The sequence below is a fragment of the Actinoplanes sp. NPDC049316 genome, assembly GCF_040677315.1.
Classification (GTDB): Bacteria; Actinomycetota; Actinomycetes; order Mycobacteriales; family Micromonosporaceae; genus Actinoplanes.
This window is the reverse complement of the sequence record NZ_JBFAQM010000016.1, coordinates 81543-97430: the sequence shown is the minus strand read 5'-3', so window position 1 is coordinate 97430 and position 15888 is coordinate 81543. Positions and strand designations below refer to the sequence as shown.

Here is a 15888-nt window from a genome sequence, read left to right as displayed (position 1 = left end):
AACGGGCTCAGGGGCCCGTCCGGTTGCGGAAGAGCGCGACGGTGGCCCGGTCGAACTGCCAATACCCGGCGCGGACGAAGTGCGTGCCGAAGACTGCGCGCAGCGCGGGAAAGCGTTCGAGGGGATCGGCGTGGCGGCCGTCGACGACGAGCCACACCCGCCGCTCGCCGCTGAGCCGGGCCGGGGCGTCGCGCCGGTACTCGTCGGCCCGTACCTGGCCGGCCTGCGCGGCCGAGCGGCGCATCAGCACGTCCTGCGGCCGGCCGGGGTCGTCGCGCAGGTAGTAGTCCATGCCGGCGCGCAGGGCGCGGGTACGGGGCTCGTACACCAGGGCGTCGCCGGGCTGCTGGTCGTGGCGGATGAGCGCCGCGATGCCGCGGTAGTCGGGCCCGGCCTTGTAGGTGGCGCTGCGGACCCGCCGCTGATCGGGGTACGCCGAGGCGGCCAGCAGCACCAGGACGGCGAGGATGCGCAGCGCGGTCGTGACGCGGCTGCGCCGGGACGCCCACTCCGCGGTACGGGCGACGGCGACCGCGGCGAGGATGGCGGCCGGGGCGAGCACGACGAGCAGATACCGGTCGACCCAGAACGGGTGGAACAGCACGGACACCACCGCCACCGCGGCCGGCGGCGCCACGGCCATCACGGCCATGGCGACGACCGGGTGGGCCGGGCGCCACCGGGCGAGCAGGGCCAGCCCGAGAAGCAGCCAGGCCGCGCGATGGGCGCCGGCGATGTCACCCGGCGCCTGGTAGAGGGTCCCCAGGGTCAGCGGGTTCACCCAGGCGAGCTGCGTGTCGCTCTGCCGGGTGCCCAGCCAGGCCACCGGTGCCAGCGCGGCGGCGCAGACGGCGAGGGTCACGGCCCAGGGCACGAGCACCCGGCGGGGACCCTTGTGCCGTACGGCCACGACGACGGCGTGTGCCGCGAGCGTGCTCAGCGCGACCAGATGGCTGACACCCAGCAGCACCACCGAGGATCCGTACGCGACCCAGCGCCACGCGCTCGCGTGTTCCGTGGCGCCCAGCAGCAACAGGACGGCCAGGACCGAGAGCAGGCAGGTGAACGCGTACGGGCGGGCCTCGGCGGCGTACCGGGTGCTGTTCGGCAGGATGCACAGGAACAACCCGGCCAGCACGCCGACCAGGGGCGTGAACAGCCGCCGGCCCAGCTCCCCGGCCAGCCCCACCGCCACCGCCATCGCGATGATCGAGGGCAGGCGCAGGTCCAGCTCGGTCATGCCGGCGAGCCGGGTCCATCCGTGCATGAACAGGTAGTACGGCCCGAAGACGGCGTCGACGTGCTGGACGAGCTGCCAGATCTGCGCCGGCGTGCGCTGCGCGACGTCGGCGGTGGTGACCTCGTCCCAGCTGAGCACCGGATGCCCGGCGCCGATCAGGCCGATCACCGTCATGACCAGGGCGGGGAGCAGGCCGGGCAGCCAGCGGCGCCATCGGTCGCGGGACGACGGCCGAGCCGGCGGCGGCTGAGCCTGCTTCTCGTCCACAGCGGTAGGGACGCTCATCACCCCTCCGGCGATTTAGAGGGCTTCGTGCCCGGATGTCACCGTTGCACAGCGGGCCGTCGGCGATTGTCGTCGATCCGACTGGGAGACCACTGTGGACCGCCCGGGCCGCACGCCGGATCGCGACGGAAGGAGTGGGTCCAGGGGGTTGTCAGCCACGGATTCGGTGGAAAGGATGGGGCGGCAGACCGGGATACCGCACTCTGGAGGCCGGATGTCCGCCAAGACCGTGTTGCACAACGTCATCGCCGGGGCCCCGGCCGCGCCCGCCGACGGCCGGTACGCCGATCTCATCGACCCGGCCACCGGCGAGGTGTTCGCCAGCGCGCCGGTGTCGGGCAAGGAAGACGTGGACCGGGCCGTCCGTGCCGCCGCGGCCGCGTTCGAGGGCTGGCGCGACACCACGCCCGCCGAGCGGCAACGGGCCCTGCTGCGCTTCGCCGACGCGCTGGAGGCGAAGGCGGAGGAGCTGGTCGCCGCCGAGTCGCAGAACACCGGCAAGCCGATCGGGCTCACCATGAGCGAGGAGATCCCGCCGGCCGTCGACCAGGTCCGCTTCTTCGCCGGCGCCGCGCGGCTGCTGGAGGGCCGGTCCGCCGGGCAGTACATGTCCGGTTACGAGAGCTACGTGCGGCGCGAGCCGATCGGGGTCTGCGCCCAGGTCACGCCGTGGAACTACCCGCTGATGATGGCCGTCTGGAAGATCGCGCCGGCGCTGGCGGCCGGCAACACGGTGGTGCTCAAGCCCTCCGACACCACGCCGGTCACCACGGTGATGCTGGCCGAGATCGCCGCGGAGTTCCTCCCGCCGGGAGTCTTCAACGTCATCACCGGCGACCGGGACACCGGGCGGGAGCTGGTGGCCCATCCCGTGCCGCAGATGGTGTCGATCACCGGCTCGGTGCGCGCCGGGATGGAGGTCGCCGGGTCGGCCGCGGCCGACCTCAAGCGCACCCACCTGGAGCTCGGCGGCAAGGCGCCGGTCGTGGTCTTCGACGACGCGGACGTCGCCGCCGCGTCGGCCGCGATCGCCGAGGCCGGTTACTTCAACGCCGGCCAGGACTGTACGGCCGCCACCCGGGTGCTCGCCGCGCCCGGCGTCTATACCGACTTCGTCGCCGCGCTGGCCGAGCAGGCCCGGGGCACCCGCACCGGCCCGCCGTCGGACGAGGACGTGCTCTACGGCCCGCTGAACAACGCCCGCCAGCTCGAGCGGGTCAGCGGCTTCCTGGAGCGGCTGCCGGACCACGCCACGGTCGAGGCCGGCGGCGCGCGCCAGGGCGAGCGCGGCTACTTCTACAGCCCGACCGTGGTGTCCGGGCTGCGCCAGGACGACGAGATCATCCAGGACGAGGTGTTCGGCCCGGTCATCACGGTGCAGCGCTTCACCGACGAGGACGAGGCGGTCCGCTGGGCCAACGGCGTCGAGTACGGCCTCGCGTCCTCGGTGTGGACGAAGGACCACGGCCGGGCGATGCGGATGACCCGGCGGCTCGACTTCGGCTGCGTGTGGGTCAACTGCCACATCCCGCTGGTCGCGGAGATGCCGCACGGCGGGTTCAAGCACTCGGGTCACGGCAAGGACCTCTCCGTGTACGGGCTGGAGGACTACACCCGCCTCAAGCACGTCATGCACTACACCGGGGAGTAGGCGTGCCGTCGTCCGAGGAACTGCACAAGCGGCGTACGGCGGCGGTCGCCCGCGGGGTCGGCTCGGTGGTGGCGTCCTACGTGGAGAGCGCCGGCGGCGGGACGGTCCGCGACGTCGACGGCCGGGAGTGGATCGACTTCGCCTCCGGCATCGCGGTGACCAACGTCGGCAACAGCGCGCCCCGGGTCGTCGAGGCGGTCCGCGCGCAGGTCGAACGGTTCACCCACACCTGCTTCATGGTCGCGCCGTACGAGTCGTACGTGGCGGTGTGCGAGCAGCTGATCGCGCTGACGCCGGGGGAGTTCGACAAGCGCGCGGCGCTGTTCAACTCCGGCGCCGAGGCGGTGGAGAACGCGGTGAAGATCGCCCGGCACGCCACCGGGCGCCCGGCCGTCGTCGTGTTCGACCACGCGTACCACGGGCGGACGAACCTGACGATGGCGCTGACCGCGAAGGTGATGCCGTACAAGCACCGCTTCGGCCCGTTCGCACCCGAGGTCTACCGGGTCCCGATGTCGTACCCGCTGCGCGACGGCGGGCTCTCCGGTCCCGACGCCGCGATCCGCGCGATCGACGTGATCGAGAAGCAGGTCGGCGGGGCGAACGTGGCCGCGGTGCTCATCGAGCCGATCCAGGGGGAGGGCGGCTTCGTCGTCCCGGCGCCCGGGTTCCTGCCGGCGATCGCGGCGTGGGCGAGGGGTGCCGGTGCGGTGTTCGTCGCGGACGAGATCCAGACCGGTTTCTGCCGTACGGGCGCCTGGTTCGCGAGCGAGCACGAGGGCGTGCAGCCGGACCTCGTGACGACGGCCAAGGGCATGGGCGGCGGGCTGCCGATCGCCGGTGTCGCAGGACGCACCGAGCTGATGGACGCGGTGCACGCCGGCGGCCTCGGCGGCACGTACGGCGGCAACCCCCTCGCCTGCGCCGCGGCGCTGGCCGCGATCGAGACGATGCGCGAGCTGGACCTGGCCGGTGCGGCCCGGCGCATCGAGGCGCGGATGCTGCCGGCCCTGGAACGCCTGGCGATGACGGATCCGGGCATCGGCGAGGCTCGCGGCCGCGGCGCGATGCTGGCGATCGAGCTGGTCGAACCCGGCGGCATCGAGCCGGACGCGGCCCGCACCGCGGCGGTCGCCAAGGCCTGCCACGACGCGGGCCTGCTGGTGCTGACCTGCGGCACGTACGGCAACGTCCTGCGCTTCCTCCCGCCCCTGGTGATCGGCGAGCGGGAGGTGGACCGCGGGCTGGAGATCCTGGCGGTGGCGCTGCGCTGAGGATCAGGGCAGGTAGCGCATCTCCGGGAAGGCCGGGCTCGGGCCTTCCAGCAGGCGCTGCCGCCGGTGCCGCAGGTGCAGATCGAAGAACGCCAGCGGGTACGCCTGCTGGATCCGTACGGCCCGGCCCGGGTCGAGGGTGCCGATCCAGCTCGCGAGCTCCTCGTCGCTCATCCCGGTGATCCGCGCCAGCTGCGGGATCAGCCACTGGTGGTCGCAGTACGCCCCGTGCAGCGCGCCGTCGGCCTGCACATTGAGCCGCCAGCCGCGCAGCTGCGACCAGAACTCCTCGACGCTCTGCTCGGCGGCGCGGCCGAACTCCGCGGTCATCAGCATGAACGGCCGGCGGAGCCCGGCGACCGGCGGCTGCGCCTGCATCGGCCCGTCGAAGCTGAGCCCCGCGCGCACCCTCCGGTCCTCGTTCATGACGAGGGCGGTCGAGGTCGCGCCCTTCGACCAGCCGAACATGCCGATGCGGTCGAGGTCGAGCGCGGCGGCCAGGCCGGCAGGCAGCGGACGGTGCCCGGCGCCGGGGTTGCGCCCGGCGGCGAGATCCGCGATGCGGTCGAGGACGAACACCATGTCGGCGGCGGAGTCCCACGGCGTGAACGACGCGTCCTCGTCGGGCACGGCGACCCGTCCGCCCGGGAACTCGGTGTACGCGTCGTCCGTGTGGTCCACCGTCACCACGACGTACCCGTGGCTGGCCAGCTCCTGCACCACGATCGTCGTCTCGGAGCGGTGCCCGCCGGCGCCGTGCGAGAACAGGATCACGGGCAGCCGGCCGGGGCCGACCGGGCGGGGCCGCCCAGCGGCACGGCCACCCCGGCGGCGACGGCGGCGGTGAGGACCTGGCGGCGGGTCAGAGCGGTTGTCATCTCTCCTCCTCGGTGATCGTGGTCCCGATACGATCGATGAGCTGCCGCAGCCGTCCGATCTCGGCGGCGAGCGCGGCGGTCCCGGCGGCGGTGAGCGTGATCCAGGTACGCCCGCGCCGGCCCTCGTACCCTTTCTCGACCTCGATCAGGCCGGCCGCCTCCAGCACGCTCAGGTGCTTGGAGAGGTTGCCGGCGGTCAGTTCCAGCTGGGTGCGCAGGTAGCCGAACTCGACCCGGCGCGCCTCGTGCGCGATGGTGAGGATCCCCAGCCGGACCCGCTGGTGCACCACCTCGTCGAGTCCGGTGGCCGGGTGCGAGCTCTCCGCCTCGTCGATCACCGCTGCCGCCGGGCGGCGCGCCGGAACCCGATGCCACCCAGCAGCAGCAGGGTGCCCGCGAGGATCTGCTGGGGCAGGAACGCCCCGCGCGTGCCCCAGTGGGTCTGTGCGCCGAAGGCGCCCTCGAGGGGCATCAGCATCACCGCCAGGTAGACGACGGTGAACAGCAGCAGGGGCAGGTTGCGTTCCAGCCGCGCCAGCACCAGCAGCGCGATCCCGATCATGCCCCACGGGGAGAACAGCCGGTCGAACACCATCACCCACGAGGGGAACGCCTGCGGGTGTTCCGGGAGGTACAGTGCCGCCGCGACCCAGAGGGCGGTGAAGACGACGGTGGTGACGGCGCCGGTCACCGCGTACGGCAGCACGCGCGCGCCCAGCCCCCGCGCCCGGGCGGCCCGCACGTAGCCGTACGCGATGGCCGCGTACGCCAGCAGCAGCGCAGGCGGCCAGTAGTAGAGCACGCCCCGGCGCGCGAACTCGCAGCTGCCATCAGGGTGGCAGTGCACCTTCATGCCGAACCAGTCGAACGGCATCCCGAGGAGGGTCACGCCGGCCAGCACGAGTAGCGCGACCCAGGTCAGCCGCTGGTCCCGGCGTACCCGGGAGGCCAGGGAACGGACGTCCGAGAGCAGCCGGCGCGGATCGCCGGCGGGTACCGAGTCAGTGGTCATGCCAATAGGTTTCCACAGCAAACCTATTTGCGCCAGTGCTTCACTGCCGCCGCATCGCCCACGGCGAGCCGTACGCGCTCGAAAGCTCGAGAAAAGGCACCGCGTCGAACGCCTCCGGGCCCAGCACCCCGGCGCCCGCCCACGTCCCGGCGGCGAGCAGCTCCAGGGCGACCACCGGGTTCACGGCCGTCTGCCACACCACCGCCTGGGAGCCGTACTCCCGCATCGACCACTGGTTGTCCACGATGTGGTGCAGGTACACGGTGCCCGGCGCGCCGGCCTTGTCCAGGCCGGTGACGAGCGTGCCGGCGCACGTGGCCCCGGTCATGCGCTCGCCCAGCGTGGACGGATCGGGCAGCACCGCGGCGACCACGTCGCGCGGCGACACCGAGACCCCGCCGACGCGCACCGGCCGGGTCTGGTCCAGCCCGAGCTTGTGCAGGGTCTTCAGCACGTCGATGAACTCCTTGCCGAGCCCGTACTTGAAGGTGACCCGGCCCGCGTCGACCCAGCGGGGGATGAGCAGCACCTCCTCGTGCTCGACGTGCACGCACTCGACCGGCCCGATGCCGCCGGGGAAGTCGAACGTCTCCGGCTCGGACAGCGGCTCGGTGGTGAACCAGCCGCGCCCGCGCTCGTAGACGACCGGCGGGTTGAGGCACTCCTCGATCGTGGTCCACACCGAGAACGAGGGCGCGAAGTCGTAGCCGGCGACGACCAGGTTGCCGCCGTCGCGGATCCCGATCTCGTCGATGCGCGAGAAGAGATGATCGGCGGCGTAGCGGGCGAACACGTCGGAAAGCCCCGGTTCGACGCCCATGCCGACCAGCGCGAGCCGGCCGGCCGCCGTCCACCGGTCCGCGGCGGCGAACTGCTCGTCGCCGAGCTTGACCCCGGTCCGGGTGAACGGCTCCCGCGGGTGCGGCCGGGACAGCGACATGGCCATGTCGAGGTAGTCGGCGCCGGCCGCGAGCGCGCCCTCGAAGACCGGCATGACGAAGCGGGGATCCACGGCGTTGAGCACGTGCGTGACGGCGTGCTCGCGGCAGAGCGCGGCCACCGCCTCCGCCGACGAGGCGTCCACCCGGGCCGCCGCGAAGCGACTGTCCGCAACGGACGCGACGGCACGCTCGGCCCGTACGGGGTCGAAGTCGGCGATCACAAATCGGTCATAGAAGTCACGCCGGGCGGCGATCCGGGTGGCCGCGGTGCCCACGCCGCCCGCGCCGATGACAAGGATGCGCATGAGGGGTAGCGCCTTTCCAAGGGAAACCTTGTCCGCAGAGCGTTGTGGCCACGGAAACACTTGTCAAGGTCAGGGAAAGCTGCGATAAACGTATGTACATGAAAGACCGCCACGGATTCGCTCGCGACACGGGAGGATGACGACCGATTCCATTGCCGAAGCCGGGACGCCGGGGAACAATCGCGGCGTGACGGACCAGGCTCTGGACAGCATCAACAAGCAGATCATCGAGCACCTGCAGCGCGACGGCCGGATGTCGTACGCGACGCTCGCCAAGACCATCGGGCTCTCGGAGGCCGCCGTACGCCAGCGCGTGCAGCGCCTTCTCGACCACGGTCTCATGCAGATCGTCGCGGTCACCGACCCGCTCACGCTCGGCTTCGCCCGCCAGGCCATGGTCGGCGTGAAGGTGCTCGGCGACATGCGCCGCATCGCCGACGAGATCGCCGCGATCCCGGAGGTGGACTACGTGGTGATCTGCGCCGGCGGCTACGACATGCTCGTGGAGCTGGTCTGCACCGACGACGAGCACCTGCTCGAGCTGCTCAACGACAAGATCCGGGCGATCGACGGCGTCTCCGCCACGGAGACCTTCATGTATCTGAAGCTCGCGAAACAGACCTACGCGTGGGGAACGAGATGAGCCAGGACCTGTCAGCCGCAGCCCGTGACCACCTCTGGATGCACTTCACCCGGCTCTCGGCGTATACCGGCGAGCAGGCCGGCGAGGTGCCGGTCATCGTGCGCGGCTCCGGTCCGTACATCTACGACCAGCACGGCAAGCGCTACCTCGACGGGCTCTCCGGCCTGTTCGTGGTGCAGACCGGGCACGGCCGCACCGAGTTGGCCGAGGCCGCCGCCAAGCAGGCTGCCGAGCTCGCCTACTTCCCGGTCTGGTCGTACGCCCACCCCACCGCCGTCGAACTGGCGGAACGCCTCGCCGCGCTGGCCCCCGGCGACCTCAACCGGGTCTTCTTCACCACCGGCGGCTCCGAGGCGGTGGAGAGCGCCTGGAAGCTGGCCCGCAACTACTTCAAGCTGACCGGCAAGCCGATGAAGACCAAGGCGATCTCCCGCGCGGTCGCCTACCACGGCACCACGATGGGCGCGCTGTCCATCACCGGCCTGCCCCTGCTCAAGCAGCAGTACGAGCCGCTCGTGCCCAGCACCATGCGGGTGCCGAACACCAACTACTACCGGCGACCCGACGAGTCGATGAGCGAGGAGCAGTTCGGCGTCTGGGCCGCCGACCGCATCGCCGAGGCCATCGAGTTCGAGGGCCCCGACACCGTCGCCTGCGTCTACCTCGAGCCGGTGCAGAACGCCGGCGGCTGCTTCCCGCCGCCGCCCGGCTACTTCCAGCGGGTCCGCGAGATCTGCGACCGCTACGACGTGCTGCTCGTCTCCGACGAGGTGATCTGCGCCTTCGGCCGGCTGGGGGAGTACTTCGGCTCGCAGCGCTACGGCTACACCCCGGACATCATCACCTGCGCCAAGGGCCTCACCTCCGGCTACGTCCCGCTGGGCGCGATGATCGCCTCGGAGCGGCTGGTCGAGCCGTTCCTCACCGGCAGCGCCTCGTTCGCGCACGGCATCACCTTCGGCGGGCACCCGGTGGCCTCCGCGGTCGCCCTGACCAACCTGGACATCTTCGAGCGCGAGGACCTCAACGGCCACGTCCGCGCGCAGACCGGACTCTTCCGGTCGTACCTGGAACGGCTGCTGGACCTGCCCATCGTCGGCGACGTCCGCGGCGACGGCTACTTCTTCGGCATCGAGCTGGTCAAGGACAAGGCGACCAAGGCCACCTTCGACGACGCGGAGTCCGACCGGCTGCTGCGTGGTTTCCTGTCGCAGGCGTTGTTCGACGCCGGCCTCTACTGCCGCGCCGACGACCGCGGCGACCCGGTCGTGCAGCTCGCGCCGCCGCTGATCTGCGAGGAGCCGCACTTCGCCGAGATCGAGCAGATCCTGCGCGCGGTGCTGAGCGAGGCATGGACCCGGATCTGAGCCCGTCCTTCTGGCTCGCCTCGCTGGGCCCGTTCGCCCGCCGCGCCCCGCTGCCCGGCGACACGACCGCCGACGTGGCCGTGGTCGGTGGCGGCTACACCGGCCTGTGGACCGCGTACTACCTCGCGGTCGCCGCGCCGCACCTGCGCGTCGTCGTGCTCGAGGCCGAATACTGCGGGTACGGCGCCTCCGGGCGCAACGGCGGCTGGTGCTCGGGGCTGTTCCCGGTGCCGTACGACAAGCTCGCCCGCCGCTACGGACCCGAGCACGCGGACGCGATGACGCAGGCGCTCGCGGATGCCGTGGACGAGGTCGGCCGGGTCGCCGCGGCGGAGGGCATCGACTGCGACTACGCCAAGGGTGGCACGGTCTCGCTCGCCCGTACGCCCGCCCAGCTGCGCCGCGCCGAGGCCTCACCGGACTTCGTCGACGCCGCGAAGGCGGCCGCGATCTGCGGCGCCACCCGCGTGCTCGGCGGCACGTACAGTCCGCACTGCGCGGCGCTGCACCCGGCGAAGCTGGTGCGCGGCCTGGCCGAGGCCGTCGAGCGCCGCGGCGTCACCGTCCACGAGGGAACGCGGGTACGCCGCATCACCCGCGGCCGCGTCGATACCGAGCACGGCACGGTCCGCGCGCCCACCGTGGTGCGCGCGCTGGAGGGCTACACCGCCGCGCTGCCCGGGCACCGGCGCACCCTCGCGCCGGTCTACTCCCTGATGGTCGCCACGGCGCCGCTGGACGCCGCGACCTGGGAGCGGATCGGCCTGGCGCGGCGCGAGACGGTCAGCGACGAGCGGCACCTCATCGTGTACGGCCAGCGCACGGCAGACGACCGCCTCGCCTTCGGTGGCCGCGGGGCGCCGTACCACTTCGGCTCGCGGGTGAGAGCGGGCTACGACCGCGACCCGGCGGTCTTCGCGGCCCTGCGGCACGCCATCACCGAGATGTTCGGCATCGACGCGCCGATCGAGCACGCGTGGGGCGGCCCGCTGGGCATCCCCCGCGACTGGATGCCGTCGGTCGGCCTGCACGAGGGCATCGGCTGGGCGGGCGGCTACGTGGGCGACGGCGTGGCGGCGGCGAACCTGGGCGGCCGTACGCTCGCCGAGCTCATCACCGGCGACCTGACCGTGCGCACCACCCTGCCGTGGGTCGGCCACCGTTCCCGTCCCTGGGAACCGGAACCGCTGCGCTGGCTCGGCATCAACACAGCGTTACGGGCCACCGCCCTGCGGGACGCCTGGGAGCGCCGTTGACGCTGGGGTGAGTTCTCTCACATAACGGAAGGTATTGAGCGTCAGGCGCTGATCGGACAAGTCTGGACTCGTCTCTTCAGCCGAGGTCGGCACGGGGCGGGATCCGTACGGTTACACCCGATTCGCACCCCACCCGCTACCGACCGGAGACCCGATGTCCCCCTCCGTCCCCGGCCGCTCCCTCGCGGCGATCGCCCTCACCCTTCCGGCTGCGCTGCTGCTGGCAGCCGCCCCGGCGGCCGCCGCGGACGAGACCGCCGCCGCTGCCCCGGCCGGAACCTCCGTCGCCGCACCGGCGTACTCGCTCGACGCGACCGTCAGCCCGGCCCCCATGACCGCGGCGGCGTGCTCGGCCGACCCGTCCTGCGTGGCCGCCCCCGCCCCGCGCGGTGGCACCGCCGACGACTACTCCGCGCTCAACCAGGCGATCACGGCCGCCGCGGCCCGGACCCGCCCCGCGGTGCTCGCGGCCGACGGCACGGTGATCACCCCGCCGGTCACCGCCACCGTGTTGCTGCGCGCCGGGGCGTACCGGCTCACCAAGGGCCTGAAGCTGCCCCCGGACGTCGACCTGCGCGGCGCCGGGATCGCCGCCACCAGCCTGGTCGTCGACCCGACGGTGAACTGGAAGAACTTCAGCTACAGCTTCCTGGTGCGCCCGGCCGACACCAAGGAGGCCGGCAGCACCAACCTGGTCGCCGACCTCACCGTGAACGGCAACTGCCGCACCGGAGCCGGCGCTCCCGAGCCCGCCGCCCTGCCCGGGCGGCCGGGGGAGACCTGCGACTTCCGGACCGCGCTGGGGACGAACGACAGCACCGGCGGCGGGATCGCGGCCGGCGACCGGTGGACGATCCGTCAGGTCCGGTTCACCAACTTCGAGTACTTCAAGCTGTGGATCTCCGGTACGACCGGCGTCCGCGTCGTCGACAACCGCTTCGACAACTGGGGCGGCGCCGAGTCCGACGGCGAGGACAACATCGGCGGTGGCGGCCGCAACGACGGCACCGTCATCGAGCGCAACCAGTACGACGCGACCGCCCGCGGCAACTTCTTCGACTTCACGAACGCCATCCGGACCACCGTGCGCGACAACGTCGTCCACACCACCCGCGAGGTGGCGGCGGCGCGCGGCGTCACCGAGTACGGCAACCTGTACTTCGAGGGCGTGGCCGGCGCGACGGTGACCGGCAACGTGCTCGAGGGCTCGCACATCGTGCTCCAGTCCAACGCCCGCTACTCGCACGTCAACCCGAACAAGGACGTCACCCAGCCCCGCGACACGATTGTGGCCGGCAACCGCATCCTCGACTCGGCGACCGTCGGCGTGGCGGTCGGCTACGAGGACTACCTCGACGCCGACGGCACCGGCGGCACGATCGGTGGCTGGGACGACGCGAGCACGGACACCGCCGACCATGTCGTGCGGCCCGGCGGCGGCAACGTGATTCGCGGCAACGTCATCGAGCGCCCGCGGCAGAGCGGCATCCTCGTGTACGGCAACGCGGCCGTGAAGGACACCGCCGACACCATCGCCGGCAACGAGATCCGCAACGCCGGGTACGGCGGCTCCACCACGTACAACACCGGCGTGGGGTGGTTCGACACCGCCGGCATCGGCCTGGCCACCGGCACCGGCGACGTGATCTCCGGCAACGCCGTCATCGACGACCAGGCCCGGCCCACCACCTGGTACGGCGTCCAGCTCGGCGCCCGCAAGAACGCCACCGCGCCGGCCGGGACCGTGCTGAGCGGCAACACCACCACGGGCATCATCGCGGCGCCCGTGCGCACCGCAGCCCTCGCCCCCGAGGCCCCCGCCGGCCTGGCCACCACGCCGGCGGCGCTGACCTGGAACGAGTCGTACGCCACCGGCAACGCGATCGCCGGCTACCGGGTGTACCGCGACGGCGCCCTGGCCGCCGACCTGCCCGTGGGCAGCGCCGAGGTGCCCGGCAACCTGCTCGACGCCGACGCGGCGAGCCTCGAGTCCGCCACGGCGGGCACGGCCGGCTGGACCGCGGGCACCGGCGCCAAGGTGTCGCGCACCGACGTCGCCGGAGCGGTCGGCGGGGCGTCGCTGCAGCTCACCGCCGCCGGCAGCGGGCAGCTCAGCGCGTACAGCCGCAAGGTGCCGGTCACGGCCGGGGCCACGTACACCTCGGTCGGCTCCTTCCAGGCCGGCGCCGCGGGCCGCAAGGTCCGCGCCGGCCTGGCGTTCACCGACGCCGCCGGCAAGGTGACCCGCCTGGCGACCTCGAACACCGCCACCGTCGACCCGGCGACCGGCTGGGTGACCAGCTCCTACAGCGCCGCCGCACCGGCCGGCGCCGTCACGGTCCAGGCGATGCTGCTGGTCGAGGGCGCGGTCCCCGGCGAGACCCACCTGCTCGACCGCCTCGGCCTGGTCACCGGCACGGCCACCGAGCAGTGGACCGACCCGGCCGGGCGGGCGAGCAGCTACCAGGTCGTCGCCTACCGCGCCGGCAGTGGCGACAACTCGGCCGTCAGCACCTTCTGACAACGACCATCCTGACGGACCCGTCTCAAGGACGGCTCAGGCCCGGCTCCGCGGACGCGCAAGCCCGCGAAGCCGGGCCGGTCCGGTTTCGAGGTCGATCTTGTGGGTATCACGCCCTCTGCCCCACCGCCGGGGCGGAGAGGACGCCCATGATGGACGGTCACGATCTGCTGGCGCGGATCCAGGCGCGCGGTCGCCTGCACGGCATCAACCAGACCCGGCGGACGGTCCAGGGCGTCCTCGGCGCCCTGCAGGACCTCCTCCCGGCCCCGGCGTTCCGGCGGATGACCGCCCACCTCCCGGCCGACCTCCATCCGGCCCCACCGGCCGGCGACGCCCGCCCGATCGAGGTCCTCGGCTGCCGCGCCTTCATCACCCGGCTCGCCGCCCGCCTCCACCTCGACGAACCGGACGCGGCCTTCCTCGCCCGCACCGTCTTCGAACACCTCAACGCCGCCGGGTCCGGCCCGGCGCCGGCCGCGGTCGCCCACCTGGTGGCCGCGGACCTGCGCCCCCTGCTGCGCGCCGGCGTCACCCCGGCCCGCCAGCCCACACTTCGCATGCGAATTTCGCTCGCATCATCGTCAGGCTCCGCTGCGAAGCAGGTTGCTGGATCAGATCGCTAGCTAGCTTGCTAGATTGCCCTCCAGCATTCACAGGGAGGTGGGTGGACTCGTGCCAGTGCTGGCTACACCGAATCCGCCGGAGCGCAACGCAGCGGCTAAATCGGTTGTCAACATTCCTTGGCGGGGTGTCTTCGACGCTTCCACGGGCGGCAATGCGCGTGATGAGCCATACCTTCGTATAGATCGCTGGGCTTCCCCAGTTACATACTTCGTCGGCCGTAATGGAACGGGGAAGTCGCGTGCAGCAAAGGCATTGGCGTCTCATGTCGGTGGACGTTTATTGACGACGGACAGGCTTTTGTCTCTAACGGGAGCCCAGTCACTTGGGTACACGATCCTACCCAATGACTACAAAGGTGTTCCGCTCGGCGACTCCGAGGCAAGCCAGATCCGCTCGTTCGCTTCGCAGGCTCGGTACAAGGGCGCCTTCGAGGCTGTCGAGACGCTGTACTCGCTCAGGCAGGACCCGGAAGTCCTTTTAAGAGTGGCCGCCTTCATTCGGAGGGCCCTCGGCCGCGCCATCGAGTTGCGCGAGCGCTCTGGCTTTCTAGACCCCTATATTCAGATGGGAAACGTAAGCTACTCGCTCTTCCGTGACGAGGGCCATGGCCTTCGAGAACTGGTCATCCTCCTCGCTGCCGTTTACCGCACCGACTGGACGGTTCTCGTCGTCGACGAACCGGAGCTTCATCTCCATCCGGCAATGGCGAGGCTATGGGTCGGTGAACTCGACAAGGAATGTCGCCGGACCGGTCGGCACGCCGTCGTCGTGACACATGAACCGGCGCTGCTACGGCCGAAGAGCGCCGACGACCTCGAAGCGATCTGGTTATTCACGGTGGGGCGCGCACCCATCCGGCTTGCCGACGAGGTTCTTCCTGTTCAGCGGGACAGGGTTACCGCTTCGCTCGGTGAGAACGGCGAGATCGTGGCGAAGTTGGTCTTTTCCCCGCGACCCGTACTGGTGGAAGGTGTCCATGATGTGGCTGCACTTACAGCGGCTCTGCGCAGGACTCACCCACCGGAAGTCGTAGCCCAGACCGACTTGGTGGCCTGTGGTGGATCCGGCGCCGTTGCTCTATGGTTCGAGATTGCTACAAGAATGCATCTGGATGTACGAGCTGTTGCAGATCTAGATGCCTGTCTGGCGCCCGAGGTTACGCGAACAATGGACTCTCTCGAGAGAGTAAGAGTTCGCTACGCCGAGGACCTGGCAGCCGAGCCGGCGAACACTGCGGCGGTCCTTCGTCCTCTCATATCCGCTATGAACAAGGACGGTGTCGGCAACGATCCGAAAAGCCGTGCGAAGTGGCTCGCAGGCGCCGTCTGGTCCGGTGGCAGTGCCGTCCGGAAGGACAGACTCGTGGAGATTTGGCGGTCCGCAGGCATGTGGCTCCATCCGCAAGGAACCTTGGAGGATGTGTTGGGGATCGAAAGCAAAGGAGAAGCGCTCGCCCGCGAGGCTGCGGCAAAGACCGGGCCAATCGATGATGTCGCGGCTTGGTGCGCTTACCAGCTGGACCCCACAGGTGAAGTCTTCACCCTGCTCAGTGCAATGATTGAACGGATCGCGCACGACATTATTGAGGCCGTTCGGCTGGCTCCCGATGCTAAATTCACACAGTTCTTCGGGCCTACCGCGGAGAGTGATTCTCGCCTTGCTGAAATTGCTCCGGTTGAAGGCGGAAAGCACCGTCTGACGGTTCGCACTCCCATCGAATTTGCGGGCTACTGGGTTACGTTCTCGCGAGACACTCGCCCGAGTGACATCGTCTTGAGTCCGCCGAATGCACGATCGGTGTCGGAAACCGGCCCGCCTGGTGACCAAGTTTGGTCGGACCTGGGATCCGGGCCGCCCGACGGCCTACCACGTACGCGCTGACCGGTCC

General features: G+C 71.2%; 13 protein-coding genes. 8 read left to right on the top strand and 5 right to left on the bottom strand.

The features are described from left to right. Positions 1-7: 7 nt before the first annotated feature. Positions 8-1525, bottom strand: a complete 1518-nt coding sequence (locus tag AB0K03_RS23720) for a glycosyltransferase family 39 protein (protein ID WP_364688282.1) — start codon at positions 1523-1525, stop codon at positions 8-10. A gap of 214 nt (positions 1526-1739) precedes the next feature. Here AB0K03_RS23720 and AB0K03_RS23715 point away from each other — a divergent pair, with 214 nt between their 5' ends. Both AB0K03_RS23715 and gabT read left to right on the top strand, forming a co-directional pair. Further along, the gene (locus tag AB0K03_RS23715; RefSeq protein WP_364688280.1) at positions 1740-3176 is read left to right on the top strand and encodes a gamma-aminobutyraldehyde dehydrogenase; all 1437 of its coding nucleotides are present in this window, start codon (positions 1740-1742) and stop codon (positions 3174-3176) included. A gap of 2 nt (positions 3177-3178) precedes the next feature. After that, positions 3179-4450, top strand: a complete 1272-nt coding sequence (gene gabT / locus AB0K03_RS23710; protein ID WP_364688278.1) for a 4-aminobutyrate--2-oxoglutarate transaminase — start codon at positions 3179-3181, stop codon at positions 4448-4450. 3 nt (positions 4451-4453) lie between these two features. Here the strand turns inward: gabT and AB0K03_RS23705 are convergent, their stop codons facing one another. From AB0K03_RS23705 to AB0K03_RS23690, 4 genes are all read right to left on the bottom strand, one after another. Next, positions 4454-5224: a hypothetical protein gene (locus AB0K03_RS23705; protein WP_364688276.1), complete on the bottom strand. Its 771-nt coding sequence runs from the start codon at positions 5222-5224 to the stop codon at positions 4454-4456. A gap of 100 nt (positions 5225-5324) precedes the next feature. Then, entirely contained in the window at positions 5325-5666 is a 342-nt protein-coding gene (locus tag AB0K03_RS23700; protein WP_364688274.1) for a transcriptional regulator, read from the bottom strand. Further along, positions 5663-6340 (bottom strand): hypothetical protein, encoded by a 678-nt coding sequence (locus AB0K03_RS23695; protein WP_364688272.1) that lies wholly within the window; start codon positions 6338-6340, stop codon positions 5663-5665. Before AB0K03_RS23695 ends, AB0K03_RS23700 begins: the two co-directional genes overlap by 4 nt. A 40-nt stretch (positions 6341-6380) precedes the next feature. Beyond that, a complete protein-coding gene (locus AB0K03_RS23690) occupies positions 6381-7586 on the bottom strand; it encodes a saccharopine dehydrogenase C-terminal domain-containing protein (RefSeq protein ID WP_364688270.1) in 1206 nt (401 codons plus the stop codon). A 187-nt stretch (positions 7587-7773) separates the two neighbouring features. On the opposite strand from AB0K03_RS23690, the gene AB0K03_RS23685 reads away from it, so the two are divergent. The 6 genes from AB0K03_RS23685 (at position 7774) to AB0K03_RS23660 (ending at position 15881) form a co-directional block, all read left to right on the top strand. Continuing rightward, positions 7774-8229 carry an Lrp/AsnC family transcriptional regulator gene (locus tag AB0K03_RS23685; RefSeq protein ID WP_346015940.1) on the top strand — a complete coding sequence of 152 codons (456 nt, stop codon included), beginning with the start codon at positions 7774-7776 and terminating at the stop codon, positions 8227-8229. After that, positions 8226-9596, top strand: a complete 1371-nt coding sequence (locus tag AB0K03_RS23680; RefSeq protein WP_364688268.1) for an aspartate aminotransferase family protein — start codon at positions 8226-8228, stop codon at positions 9594-9596. The genes AB0K03_RS23685 and AB0K03_RS23680 overlap by 4 nt, the downstream gene beginning before the upstream one ends. After that, the gene (locus AB0K03_RS23675; RefSeq protein ID WP_364688266.1) at positions 9581-10852 is read left to right on the top strand and encodes an FAD-dependent oxidoreductase; all 1272 of its coding nucleotides are present in this window, start codon (positions 9581-9583) and stop codon (positions 10850-10852) included. Before AB0K03_RS23680 ends, AB0K03_RS23675 begins: the two co-directional genes overlap by 16 nt. A gap of 154 nt (positions 10853-11006) precedes the next feature. After that, positions 11007-13373 (top strand): hypothetical protein, encoded by a 2367-nt coding sequence (locus AB0K03_RS23670; RefSeq protein WP_364688264.1) that lies wholly within the window; start codon positions 11007-11009, stop codon positions 13371-13373. 152 nt (positions 13374-13525) lie between these two features. Continuing rightward, a complete protein-coding gene (locus AB0K03_RS23665) occupies positions 13526-13999 on the top strand; it encodes a DUF2267 domain-containing protein (protein ID WP_364688262.1) in 474 nt (157 codons plus the stop codon). 49 nt (positions 14000-14048) lie between these two features. Then, complete coding sequence (locus tag AB0K03_RS23660) at positions 14049-15881, top strand: AAA family ATPase (protein WP_364688260.1); 1833 nt, start codon at positions 14049-14051, stop codon at positions 15879-15881. Positions 15882-15888: the final 7 nt, after the last annotated feature.